The sequence below is a fragment of the Pseudochrobactrum kiredjianiae genome, from assembly GCF_030362795.1.
Taxonomy (GTDB): domain Bacteria; phylum Pseudomonadota; class Alphaproteobacteria; order Rhizobiales; family Rhizobiaceae; genus Pseudochrobactrum; species Pseudochrobactrum kiredjianiae.
This window is the reverse complement of sequence record NZ_JAUCBM010000002.1, coordinates 239,875-252,145: the sequence shown is the minus strand read 5'-3', so window position 1 is coordinate 252,145 and position 12,271 is coordinate 239,875. Positions and strand designations below refer to the sequence as shown.

Genomic DNA, 12,271 nt, shown 5'->3' with positions numbered 1-12,271 from the left:
TTTTTTGCGCATCACGCATTGTTCTGCGGGTTGTAATACCAAGGTTTAGGTCTAAACTGCGCACAAAAATCACTGCAAAACCCGCATTAAAATAGCATGACAGGATGGGAACTATGGATCACGCACTCAAATTTTACATCAACGGCGAATGGGTTGATCCGGTACAAAGCCCTGTAACGACACTGGATGTCATTAATCCTGCAACAGAACAGCCATTCACTAAAATCGCGATGGGCACGGCTGCCGATGTAGACAAGGCCGTTGCTGCGGCTAAAGCAGCTTTTGCCAGCTTTTCAGAAACCAGCAAAGAAGAGCGCTTAGAACTGCTCAAGCGCATTCTCGAAATTTTCATTCGCCGTTCAGATGAAATGGGCGCCGCAATTTCTCTGGAAATGGGTGCGCCACTGGCTATGGCCAAGGCAGCACAGGCAGGCTCCGGCACTGCGCATCTGATGGAAGCGATCAAAGCCGCTGAAATTTTTGAATATGCCACCATGCAGGGCACAACCCGTGTCGAACACGAGCCGATCGGCGTTGTTGCCATGATTACGCCTTGGAACTGGCCGATCAACCAGATCGCCGCCAAAGTGGCACCAGCCATCGCAACCGGCTGTACAATGGTATTGAAACCATCTGAAATCGCACCGGTCAGCGCCATTCTGTTCGCTGAAATTATGCATGAGGCTGGCGTGCCGAAAGGCGTCTTCAACCTTGTTCATGGTGATGGCCCGAGCGTTGGTGTCGCCCTTTCAGGCCATAAAGATGTGGATATGGTGTCCTTTACCGGCTCTACCCGTGCCGGTGTCAATGTCGCACAGACCGCAGCACCGACTGTGAAACGTGTGCATCAGGAACTTGGCGGTAAATCCCCGAACATCATTCTGCGTAGCGCCGATCTCGACAAGGCTGTCCGTACTGGCGTTGCCCGCTGCTTTGGCAATAGCGGCCAGTCCTGCAATGCACCGACCCGTCTGTTCGTGCCGCAGGAAGCAATGGATAATGCGATCACCATTGCCCGCGATGCGGCTGAGAAATTCCGCACCGGCGATCCGGCTTCTGCCGACACCGATCTCGGCCCCGTTGTCAGCCAGCTGCAATTCGACAAGATTCAGGATCTAATTCAAGCTGGCATTGATGAGGGTGCTGAATTGGTCACAGGCGGTACAGGTCGCCCGGCAGAGCTCAATGCCGGTTATTATGTGCGCCCGACCATCTTTGCCCGTGTTGGCCATGATATGCGTATTTCCCGTGAAGAAATTTTTGGCCCTGTGCTGTCGATTCTTACCTATGACACGCTCGATGAAGTCGTTGAAATGGCCAATGATACGGTCTACGGCCTCGCCTCTTATATTCAGGGCGACCTGAAAGAAGCACAGGCTCTGTCGAAACGTCTACGCACAGGCAATGTCTATATCAATGACGCGCCATGGGATGGTGCCGCACCATTTGGCGGCTACAAACAATCCGGCAATGGTCGCGAATATGGCGTTTTCGGCCTTCGTGAATTTGTCGAGATCAAAGGGATCGTCGGCTACGAAGAATAAATCCGAACAGCTTCACAGCAAAGAAAAGCGCGCCTGTCAAAAGACGCGCTTTTTTATCCATCTGTTTTGATATATATCACAGATCAGAAACATCTGCATCCGGCGAAATCCGCGTCTGAAGAACATCGCCCGTCGCAGGCAGCAGATCAATTTTTCTAAACTGCTTGTTACTAATACCCGCAGCTAAATGACTGCGTTTCTCATATATAAGGCTGCTTTAGCAGGCGGCAGGTACAAAATGAACAAAACAATCCAAGAAACCTCCTCCGTCAATACATCCGGCCTGCTGCAAAATACGCCTGAAACCCAGCGCAAAGCCATTATTGCGCTTTTACTTGGCGGCTTGCTGATTAGTTGCTCCCCTATTTTGGTGCGTTTTGCAGAAACCGGTCCGATTGTAACGGCCTTCTGGCGTTTGGCATTAGCGATTATCCCGATGCTGATCCTGAACAACCGTATGAAACACGGTGCGGATCAGGTGAAACCGGCCTCCATTGCAGATGTCGCTATTCTTGCTGTGCCGGGCATATTGATCGGGCTGGAACTGGTTGTCTGGCATATTTCCCTGACCATGACATCCGTTGCCAATTCTACCCTGATTGTGAACCTGTCACCGATTTTTGTCGCCTTGGGTGGGTGGCTGTTTCTCAAACAAAAGATCAGCAAAATTTTCGTCAGCGGCTTGGCGCTGGCGATTGTCGGCGTGCTGATCCTGAAAGGCGGCCCTGATCTTTCCGGCCATAGCAGCCTCAAAGGTGATGCTGTCGCGCTTGGCGCGGCGGTTCTCTATGCCGCCTATATTCTGATGCTCGGCTTTACACGCCGCCGTTTTTCCACATCCACAATTATGCTCTACACAACAATCAGCGCGACCCTGACGATCTTGCCGCTGGCGCTGGTTTTTGAAACGCAATATTTCCCGCTCACACTGTTTGGCTGGTTCATTGTCTGTGCGCTGGCATGGATGACACAGGCTGCGGGACAAAGCCTGATTACATTCGCGATCGCATGGCTGCCTGTTGCGTTCTCTTCACTCACCTTACTGATCCAGCCGGTTGTCGCAGCCATATTGGCATGGATTTTGCTGTCCGAACCACTCAGCATCTGGCAGATTTGCGGTGGTCTCGTGGTTATTGCAGGTATTATGCAGGCAAGGCGCGGCTAAACATTTGCGGTTATCAGCAAGGTTTATCCTAAATTATTTTACGCTTTGGTCAAAAAAACACGCTTGGCATCTTGAACTTCTTTGAACCTTGCTCCATATGAAGCTCACTTGCTGGCGCGCTTCCTCCCATTTCGCGCTGCAAGTGTTCCCCTCGAAGGCATATTAATGCCTTCTTAAATTCAGCCGGGCTTTATAGTCCGGCTTTTTTTCTGCCTGAATTATGAGTTTTAGGGCGGGAAATGGCAAAGAATCACTCTGCCCGCTGTGTTTTTCTGAAATCGAAGTTTTGCGGCACGTAATTTTATTATCGCTTGTTTTGTGACAGACTCTTCGCCAAAATGTGTCTGTGCATAGAATTATGCGTGAATAGCTTTCGCAATTGTGCTTTTCTCTTTCGTATTAAATGATATATGCGCTAAAACGAAAGAGCCTTTGACAACCACAGAACCGCCGTACTGAACAGACGTTACAATGCAGCTGTTTTTTCCGGTGTTTCGTTTCATTGAACTTCAGGGAGAAGTCATGTCCAAACGTCTGATGACTGTTTCAGTAGCGGCATTAACAATGTCCGTTGCGTTTGCATCCAACGCATTTGCAGTAACAGAGCTGCAATGGTGGCACGGTATGGCCGGTTCCAACAACGAAGTTGTTGAGCAGCTCTCCAAGGAATTCAATGAAAGCCAGAGCGAGTTCAAAATCGTTCCGGTCTATAAAGGCACCTATCCTGAAACTCTGAATGCGGGCATTGCAGCATTCCGCGCCAAGCAGTCACCTGCCATTTTGCAGGTTTTTGATGCAGGCAGCGGTGTGATGATGGGTGCTGAAGGCGCCGTTCTGCCGGTCGCTGAAGTGCTGGAAAAAGGCGGCTTCAAATTCGATAAGGCGAAATACCTTTCCGGTATCACTGCTTATTATTCGAAGCCGGACGGCACCATGCTATCCTTCCCGTATAATTCTTCATCACCGATCCTTTACTACAACAAGGATGCTTTCAAAAAAGCCGGTCTTGATCCAGAAGTTGCACCGAAAACATGGCCAGACGTTTTTGAAGCCGCCCGTAAAATTAAAACCAGTGGCGCTGCCAATTGTGGCTTCACGTCCACATGGCTGACATGGATTCAGACAGAAAACTTCGCTGCATGGAACAACGTACCATACGGCACCAATGAAAACGGCCTTGGCGGTCTTGATGTGAAACTGGAAATCAATGCACCTCTGTTTGAGCAGCATTTTCAGGGTCTCGCAGATCTCGCTAAAGACGGTGCATTCCGTTACGGCGGCCGCACTTCCGAAGCCAAACAGCTCTTCACGTCCGGTGAATGCGCGATGCTGACTGAATCGTCCGGCGGTCTTGGCGATGTGGTTAAATCCGGCATGAACTACGGTATCGGCCAGCTGCCTTATTATGAAGGTGAAGGTCGTCCGCAGAATACTATTCCCGGCGGTGCCAGCCTTTGGGTCTTCGCAGGCAAAAGCGATGAAGAATATAAGGGAATTGCCCAGTTCTTCAACTTCCTGTCCCAGACAGACATTCAGGCACGTCTGCATCAGGTTTCCGGCTATCTGCCAGTAACACTGGAAGCTTATGAAGAAACCAAAAAATCCGGCTTCTACGACAAAAACCCGGGCCGCGAAACACCGATCCTGCAGATGATGGGCAAAGAACCAACCGCCAATTCCAAAGGCGTTCGTCTGGTAAACCTGCCGCAGGTTCGTGATATTCTTAACGAAGAATATGAAGCAATGCTGGCTGGTAAACAAGATGCGAAAACTGCACTGAAAAACGCTGTAGAGCGTGGCAATGCAGCGATTGCTGAAGCAGCAAACCGCTAATGATACAGGCCGCGTGTCCCATACGGGATGCGCGGCTTTCTTCATGCTGCATATAAACCCATCTTCAGGATGCTTTTTGAGGATTGGCTTATATGTCAGAATACATCGCGAAAACGGCTCCGTCATTTTCGCAATATAATGCGGATAATCCAAGAGACTGAGGGCTTTCGCCGTTGAACTTCAACTGAAAGCACTCTGACTGACCAGCACAGTCTCTGCCTGTCCATTGCAACAGGAACTGTGCAGCATTTCAAAAGCTTGCTGTGCCTTTTATGCGCCTTTTCGGTGTGGGCACTGCGATTTGAAGGAGATCTTTGTGCAGCGTGTTGTTTTTCCCAACAAGGTGCTACCCTATTTATTAGTTGCACCGCAGCTCGTACTGACTTTTGTTTTCTTTTTCTGGCCAGCCAGTCAGGCGATTTATCAGTCGATGATGCGCGAAGATCCATTTGGTCTGCGCAGCACATTTGTCGGCTTGAAGAATTTCTCCGCTTTGTTTGCTGATCCGAATTATTTGCATTCATTCCAGATTACGATTTTCTTCAGTATTGCCACCGCCGTGCTGTCGATGGCTGTTGCGCTGTTTCTGGCGACTGCCGCAGAGAAAGTCGTGCGCAGTAAAAATCTCTACCGCACCTTGCTGATCTGGCCTTATGCCGTGGCACCGGCGATTGCCGGTATTTTGTGGCTGTTCATGTTCTCGCCCGCGATGGGAACGCTTGCTTACCTGCTGCGTAATGCCGGTTTTGACTGGGACCCGCTGTTGAAGGGCGATCAGGCGATGGCACTGGTGGTCTTTGCCGCATCATGGAAGCAGATCAGCTATAATTTTCTGTTCTTTGTTGCCGGACTGCAAGCCATTCCAAAATCCCTGCTGGAAGCAGCCGCGATTGACGGCGCGCGTGGTGTGAAACGGTTCTGGTCGATCACTTTCCCGCTGCTCGCACCAACCACATTCTTCTTGCTGGTGGTGAACACGGTTTATGCGTTCTTCGACACTTTCGGCATTATCCATGCTGTTACCGGCGGCGGCCCTGCCAAGTCGACGGAAACACTGGTCTACAAAGTGTATAATGACGGCTTCGTCAATCTTAACCTCGGCTCATCAGCAGCACAGTCCGTGATCCTGATGGTGATCGTTATTGCCCTTACGGCGTTCCAGTTCCGCTTTGTTGAAAAGCGCGTGCATTATTCCTGAGGTCAGACAATGATTGAACGTAATCCCGTTACTATCGCAATCAGCCATCTGGCGCTGATTATCGGCATCATCATTGTTGCCTTTCCGATTTATTATACATTTATTGCTTCAACCATGACGTCGGCGGAAATTCTCCGCCCTCCTATCTCTTTGCTGCCAGGTGATCACTTTATTGAAAACTACCGCGATGCTTTGAGCGGCGGTGTGGAACGTACTGTTGGTGTGAGCCTTGAACGCTTATTGTTCAACTCCACAGTCGTGGCGCTGGCAATTGCCATCGGCAAGATCATCATTTCTTTCACCTCTGCTTTTGCGATTGTGTTCTTCAACTTCCGCTTCCGCATGGTGTTTTTCTGGATGATTTTCATCACTCTGATGCTGCCGGTGGAAGTGCGTATTCTGCCGACCTATAAGGTGATCGTCGATCTTGGCATGATTGATACCTATGCTGGTCTGACCCTGCCTTTGATGGCTTCGGCAACGGCGACTTTCCTGTTCCGCCAGTTCTTCCTGACGATCCCGGGTGAACTTGTGGAGGCCGCGCGCATTGATAATGCAGGGCCGTGGCGCTTTATGAAAGACATTCTGCTGCCATTGTCCAAAACCAATATTGCAGCACTTTTCGTCATCCTGTTCATTTTCGGATGGACACAATATCTCTGGCCTCTGCTGGTCACCAATGATGCAAAGATGAACACGATTATCATCGCTTTGCGTAAAATGGTGGATTTCGCCGATGCCGCAACACCATGGCATTTTGTGATGGTGACAACGATCCTTGCGATCATCCCTCCGATCATCGTCGTGGTTCTGATGCAGCGATGGTTCGTCAAAGGTCTTGTTGAAACGGAAAAATAATGGCTCGTATTTCTCTTGATAATGTAAAAAAAGTCTATGGCGGCAATGTCGAGACCATTAAAGGCATCTCGCTGGAAATCGCTGATGGCGAACTGGTTGTGCTGGTTGGTCCTTCCGGCTGTGGTAAATCCACTTTGCTGCGCATGATTGCCGGTCTCGAAAGCATTACCTCCGGCACCGTCTCGATCGCTGACCGTGTGGTCAACGAGCTGGAACCGGCAGAACGCGACATTGCAATGGTGTTCCAGAATTATGCGCTGTATCCGCATATGACTGTGCGCCAGAATCTGGCCTATGGTCTGAAGAACCGCAATACGCCGAAAGCCGAGATTGAACAGCGCATCACCAAAGCTGCGAAAGCGCTGGAGATCGAACAATTTCTGGAACGTAAACCACGTCAGCTTTCCGGTGGTCAGCGCCAGCGTGTTGCCATGGGTCGCGCTATTGTGCGTGAACCGGCAGCCTTCCTGTTCGACGAACCTCTTTCCAATCTGGATGCCAAACTGCGCGTGCATATGCGTGTGGAAATCAAGCGTTTGCAGCGCTCCCTTGGTGTGACCAGTGTTTATGTGACCCATGACCAGATGGAAGCCATGACACTGGCAGATCGTCTGGTTGTGCTGAATGCCGGTCATATTGAACAAGTCGGCACACCAATTGAGCTTTATGAAAAGCCTGCGACAACCTTTGTTGCGACATTTATCGGCTCGCCGTCGATGAACCTGCTGCCTCTCAAAGATGCATCAGGCAAGTCTGCCTCATGGATGCAGCAGCTCAGCGCGATCATTCCAGCTGAGACCACGACAATCGGCGTGCGTCCTGAGGGTTTCACCCTTGGTGAACAGGCCGGTGGCTTCACAACTGATGTGACTGTTGATGCTGTTGAGCTGGTTGGTGCGGAAAGCTATGTCCATGCGCGTCTTGCCGATGATACTGCAATCATCTTCAGCGTTGCTGGTCGCAGCCAGATTGCGAGTGGCGAAGTTTTGAAGATCAGTGCAAGTCAATCTGCCATCCATTGCTTCGACAAAGACGGCAAACGGATTGAGAAGACAGCATAATGTATGTGTGAAAGATAATCCTGAAAGATATTTCAGGATTATCGTCGCCGATTGTCTGCGCTATACAGACAATCGGCAACGCCATGATAATCATGCCCCCGTATGAACTTTCATGGCTACCCGTATGGATACTGAAGAGCCAAACTAAATTTTCTTGCTCTTGTGAGATAAACTTAGCTGCAAAATTTTATTTAGATAAATTTATAATTTTGATCGCCTGCATCACAAATATTCATAATGTGGCTATTCCTAAATTATCATATATTTATAAAGGGGATACCGGAGATTAGCGCTCTGATATAGCGCTTTTTTTGGAAATATCCGTTTAAAGATACACGCGGAAATGATTGTGGATTGCTCAAAACAGCCGGCTTCAACATTCCGGGCTGGGTAGTAACGGCGATTGAAAAACCAGAATCACCTGCTTGAGAAAACGTGTTTTTACTCACCGCGGTCTTCCATCCGTAAGGATAGGCAAAAGACAATGGCGCACATGCAAGATTAGTTTTCAGCCACGCAGCCGATAATTCTATTTCTTGTTTGATACGCTGTTTATCAAAACGGCTAAGATTAATATGGCTCACTGTATGGGCGCCAAAATGCACAAGCCCTTTATCGCGCTCTTGGAGTGCCCGCAACTCTGCAACATTCATGATCAGATCGCGGGTCAGCCGCAACGGATCAAGTCCATGGCTCAACGCCAGTTCTGCAATGCGATGGACCGCTTCATCTTCCTGCTGCGTATCAACAAACTGCGCGAAACGCGCAAAAGCCGCCATCTTCTGTAAGTTGGTTTTTAAGGGCAGAACCTCCTCCCCCGCACCAAAGTCAAAATTCAGGCGCTCTTGCTGGCGCAAAAGCTGCTCGACAACTTCCCACCACAGAATATGGCTGCGCTCGGCAAAACCGGACGTAATATAAATCGTGTAGGGAATATGATAGCGACGGAAAATAGGCGCCGCATAATCAGCATTATTGCGATAACCGTCATCCAGCGTAAAACAAACATAGCGTTTATTTCCGGGATTATTGCGCAGTAATTCCGGCAGCTCATGTACATGGACAGGGATCATCCCTGCTTGCAGCACCTGTTTAATCGCCTCTTCCAGAAATTCCGGTGTGATTGAGAGAATAGCATTGGGTGCAAATTTCTGCTGGCTCCCAGCAGGGCGCACATGATGCAGTGTAAATATCAATCCATTATGCGCAGCAGAAGGCAAAAGCTTGTCGAGGCGTAACAGTGCAATCGCTTCCAACCCGGCGCGGATGACTGAATATTTCAGCAGGCGTTTACCTTCATAGAGGCCATTCATCTGTTCATCCGCCACAGGTTCGAAATTTTTACGCTGCGACAGTGAAAGCCTGCCGCAGCCCAAAATTCTCTATAGTCCGAAAGCGGTAAGGACAGTGTTAACGGCAAGCGCCGTTTCGCATGTTGTTGAAGCCGGCATTGCGCGCAACACAGGCATTCGGGAATGTCTGGCTGCGACCACGGCTGGTCGCACATACCGGAGCATATTCACGGGTACAGGCTGTTTGTGGGCGGTTTTGCCCCCAATTGCCCGATGGCCGCTCCGGACGATGCCCCCACTGCGGCGGCCGCGGCTGCGAAGCACGGCACTCACCGCTGTTTACGATACGGTAGCCTTCAGCACGTGCCTGACAACTATTGCCAAAAGTCCGGCTGTTTCCGTTCCGCACACCACAAACAGGCATATATTCCATCGTACACATTTGGGGTCTGTCCGGTCGCACGGGCGGGCGATGCGGCCTGCCCTCATCAACCGTTACACTACAGGCGGAAAGTACCATCAACGCCGCAAATGGTGCGCTCAGGCGCTTCAATTGTGCAAGACCGGAAAATTTCATGACCACGCTTTCTCAGATATCGGACAGATATCGTGCGATAGTAAACTATCTGTGTTCTCGCACAATAAAAAAGCTCAGGGACATGAGCCCCTGAGCTTGATCTAAACCGAAAGCAGCACTTATCAGAAAATCTGACGTTCGCCCTGCTCGTCACGGATCCATGTGGTCAGGCCGAGCTTGCTCATTGTTGTGAGGAACGGACGCGGGTCAAGCTCTTCAACATTGACCATTGTCTTGGAATCCCACTCACCTGTGGCAACCAGCATTGCGGCTGCCACCGGCGGAACACCGGCAGTATAGGAAATGCCCTGTGAACCCACTTCATTATAGGCATCCTTGTGGTCTGCCACATTATAAATGAAGATTTCACGGTCTTTTCCGTCTTTGCTACCCTTAACCAAATCACCGATACAGGTTTTACCGGTATAATCCGGTGCCAGCGATGACGGATCAGGCAACACAGCTTTGACCACTTTCAGCGGAATAACTTCCAGACCTTCAGCGGTTTTAACCGGCTGTTCAGACAACAGGCCGAGATTATTCAGCACATTGAAAACGTTGATGTAATGATCGCCAAAGCCCATCCAGAAGCGCACATCTGCACCCTCGATGTTGCGCGCCAGTGAATGCACTTCATCATGGCCGGTCATATAGGCTTTTTGTTTGCCGACAACAGGAAGATCATATTCCATGCCGACTTCAAACATCTTGTTGACCTGCCATTCACCCTTCTGCCACGAATAAACGCGACCGGTGAACTCGCGGAAATTAATTTCCGGATCGAAGTTGGTGGAGAACCAACGGCCATGAGAACCGGCATTAATATCAATGATATCAATATCGGTAATCTTGTCGAAATACTCGTCCTGTACCAGACGGGCATAGGCGTTCACAACACCCGGATCAAAACCGATGCCGAGAATAGCGGTAATGCCTTTTTCAGCGCAGATTTCACGGCGCTTCCATTCATAGTTTGCGTACCACGGCGGGGTTTCACAAATCTTGTTCGGTTCTTCATGGATAGCGGTATCCATGTAAGCCACACCGGTATCAATACAGGCCTGCAATACAGACATATTGATGAAAGGCGATCCGACATTAATCACGATCTGTGAATTTGTCTTGGAAATCAGTGCCTTCGTGGCTTCAATATCCAAAGCATCCAGTGCATGGGCTTCTAAAACGCCCTCAACCTTCATACTTTTCTTTTCACGAACGCTGGCGATCATATCATCGCACTTAGATTTCGTTCGCGAAGCAATGTGAATATCACCCAGAACATCGTTGTTCTGCGCACATTTATGCGCCACAACCTGCGCCACGCCTCCGGCACCAATAATCAGGACATTTTTTTTCATTTCACGCGGTACGCTCCATAGTAGCCTTTTCGGCATAATCTCAGGACTTTTCAAATGAGGATTATGCACTAATCAATGAGACGCCCTGTCCAGATTGCTCCGCACAAAGCACATCGGTTGCAGTTAGATCGTTTTTAACAAAACGATCTATTTTTTTAAACGCAGTTTCGGACGGAAAACCGGTTTCCACTTTTCCTGAAACTGCTTATATCTGCCTCAGGAAAGAGCGGCAGCAAAATCGTCAAAGGTAAACTCTTTGACAAGCTCTTCTGTTCCGTCGAGCTGACGGACAACGATGGATGGCATTTTAACGCCGTTGAACCAGTTTTTCTTGACCATTGTGTAACCGGCCACATCCTGAATGGAGAGGCGATCACCAATCTGCAATGGTTTTTCAAAACGGAATTCACCGAAAATATCACCGGCAAGGCAGGATTTGCCGCAGATCATAATTTCATTGTCGCCAGTATTCGGCTCCAGCTTCGCAGTCTGACGATAGATCAGCAGATCAAGCATATGAGCTTCAATCGAGCTATCGACGATTGCCAGATTTTTGCCGTTGAACAGCGTATCAAGCACGGTCACTTCCAGCGTCGCGGATTTGGTGATCGCGGCTTCACCCGGCTCCAGATAAAGCTGTACGCCATATTTCTCAGAGAAAGCTTTAAGACGCGCGCAGAACTTATCCAGCGGATAATTGTCACCGGTAAAGTGGATACCGCCGCCAAGGCTGACCCATTTCACGCGCGCAATCAAATGACCAAAGCGCTCTTCAATAATACCGAGCATCTCATCGAAACGCTCAAATTTGTCGTTCTCACAATTGTTGTGGAACATGAAGCCGGAGACTTTATCCATCACGGCTTCGATCTTTGCGGCATCCCATTCACCAAGACGGCTGAACGGGCGCGCAGGATCGGCCAGTGTAAAGTCCGATGTGGAAACCTGCGGGTTTACACGCAGACCACGGATATGGTTTTTCGATGCTTCATCAAAGCGGGTCAGCTGACCAATGGAGTTAAAGATGATTTTGTCGCTGTTTTTCAGCACATCTTCAATTTCATCATCCGCATAGGCCACGCTGTAAGCATGGGTTTCACCCGGAAACTTTTCTTTGCCCAGACGAACTTCATAAAGCGAAGACGACGTTGTGCCATCCATATATTCGCTCATCAGATCAAACACAGACCATGTGGCAAAACACTTCAGTGCCAGCAGCGATTTCGCGCCGGACTGCTCACGCACATATTTGATCTTTTCCAGATTAGGCAGGAGTTTGCTTTTATCGATGAGGTAATACGGGGTGTTAATCGTCAATTCGTTTTGTCCGGTCCGTTACAGTTACGCATTGTGGCGGGAAAAATGTCATCCTGCGGGCAGGAAAC

At 49.6% G+C, this 12,271-nt stretch carries 10 protein-coding genes; 6 read left to right on the top strand and 4 right to left on the bottom strand.

Translation table 11 applies throughout. The features are described from left to right. Window positions 1-113: 113 nt before the first annotated feature. The 6 genes from QUF18_RS07190 (at window position 114) to QUF18_RS07165 (ending at window position 7,659) form a co-directional block, all read left to right on the top strand. Complete coding sequence (locus QUF18_RS07190) at window positions 114-1,544, top strand: aldehyde dehydrogenase family protein (protein ID WP_289386411.1); 1,431 nt, start codon at window positions 114-116, stop codon at window positions 1,542-1,544. Between the two features lie 238 nt (window positions 1,545-1,782). Beyond that, entirely contained in the window at window positions 1,783-2,709 is a 927-nt protein-coding gene (locus QUF18_RS07185; protein ID WP_353074496.1) for a DMT family transporter, read from the top strand. A 522-nt stretch (window positions 2,710-3,231) separates the two neighbouring features. After that, a complete protein-coding gene (gene ugpB, locus QUF18_RS07180) occupies window positions 3,232-4,542 on the top strand; it encodes a sn-glycerol-3-phosphate ABC transporter substrate-binding protein UgpB (protein ID WP_374806977.1) in 1,311 nt (436 codons plus the stop codon). 316 nt (window positions 4,543-4,858) lie between these two features. After that, the gene (gene ugpA / locus QUF18_RS07175) at window positions 4,859-5,740 is read left to right on the top strand and encodes a sn-glycerol-3-phosphate ABC transporter permease UgpA (RefSeq protein WP_289386410.1); all 882 of its coding nucleotides are present in this window, start codon (window positions 4,859-4,861) and stop codon (window positions 5,738-5,740) included. A 9-nt stretch (window positions 5,741-5,749) separates the two neighbouring features. Continuing rightward, window positions 5,750-6,598 (top strand): sn-glycerol-3-phosphate ABC transporter permease UgpE, encoded by an 849-nt coding sequence (gene ugpE / locus QUF18_RS07170; protein WP_289386409.1) that lies wholly within the window; start codon window positions 5,750-5,752, stop codon window positions 6,596-6,598. Then, complete coding sequence (locus tag QUF18_RS07165) at window positions 6,598-7,659, top strand: sn-glycerol-3-phosphate import ATP-binding protein UgpC (protein ID WP_289386408.1); 1,062 nt, start codon at window positions 6,598-6,600, stop codon at window positions 7,657-7,659. Before ugpE ends, QUF18_RS07165 begins: the two co-directional genes overlap by 1 nt. A gap of 257 nt (window positions 7,660-7,916) precedes the next feature. Here the strand turns inward: QUF18_RS07165 and QUF18_RS07160 are convergent, their stop codons facing one another. The 4 genes from QUF18_RS07160 to QUF18_RS07145 all read right to left on the bottom strand — a co-directional run bounded on the left by QUF18_RS07160 (window position 7,917) and on the right by QUF18_RS07145 (window position 12,197). Beyond that, window positions 7,917-8,972 carry a polysaccharide deacetylase family protein gene (locus QUF18_RS07160; RefSeq protein ID WP_289386407.1) on the bottom strand — a complete coding sequence of 352 codons (1,056 nt, stop codon included), beginning with the start codon at window positions 8,970-8,972 and terminating at the stop codon, window positions 7,917-7,919. Window positions 8,973-9,069: 97 nt separating this feature from the next. Further along, window positions 9,070-9,528, bottom strand: a complete 459-nt coding sequence (locus tag QUF18_RS07155) for a Kazal-type serine protease inhibitor domain-containing protein (protein WP_289386406.1) — start codon at window positions 9,526-9,528, stop codon at window positions 9,070-9,072. Window positions 9,529-9,650: 122 nt separating this feature from the next. Next, the gene (locus QUF18_RS07150; protein ID WP_289386405.1) at window positions 9,651-10,886 is read right to left on the bottom strand and encodes a saccharopine dehydrogenase family protein; all 1,236 of its coding nucleotides are present in this window, start codon (window positions 10,884-10,886) and stop codon (window positions 9,651-9,653) included. A 216-nt stretch (window positions 10,887-11,102) separates the two neighbouring features. Then, the gene (locus QUF18_RS07145) at window positions 11,103-12,197 is read right to left on the bottom strand and encodes a carboxynorspermidine decarboxylase (RefSeq protein ID WP_289386496.1); all 1,095 of its coding nucleotides are present in this window, start codon (window positions 12,195-12,197) and stop codon (window positions 11,103-11,105) included. Window positions 12,198-12,271: the final 74 nt, after the last annotated feature.

Coding starts and splice junctions, on each gene's coding strand:
- QUF18_RS07185 (WP_353074496.1), top strand. CDS start 1,783: ATGAACAAAACAATCCAAGAAACCTCCTCCGTCAATACATCCGGCCTG.
- QUF18_RS07155 (WP_289386406.1), bottom strand. CDS start 9,528: ATGAAATTTTCCGGTCTTGCACAATTGAAGCGCCTGAGCGCACCATTT.
- ugpE (WP_289386409.1), top strand. CDS start 5,750: ATGATTGAACGTAATCCCGTTACTATCGCAATCAGCCATCTGGCGCTG.
- QUF18_RS07160 (WP_289386407.1), bottom strand. CDS start 8,972: ATGAATGGCCTCTATGAAGGTAAACGCCTGCTGAAATATTCAGTCATC.
- QUF18_RS07165 (WP_289386408.1), top strand. CDS start 6,598: ATGGCTCGTATTTCTCTTGATAATGTAAAAAAAGTCTATGGCGGCAAT.
- QUF18_RS07190 (WP_289386411.1), top strand. CDS start 114: ATGGATCACGCACTCAAATTTTACATCAACGGCGAATGGGTTGATCCG.
- ugpB (WP_374806977.1), top strand. CDS start 3,232: ATGTCCAAACGTCTGATGACTGTTTCAGTAGCGGCATTAACAATGTCC.
- QUF18_RS07150 (WP_289386405.1), bottom strand. CDS start 10,886: ATGAAAAAAAATGTCCTGATTATTGGTGCCGGAGGCGTGGCGCAGGTT.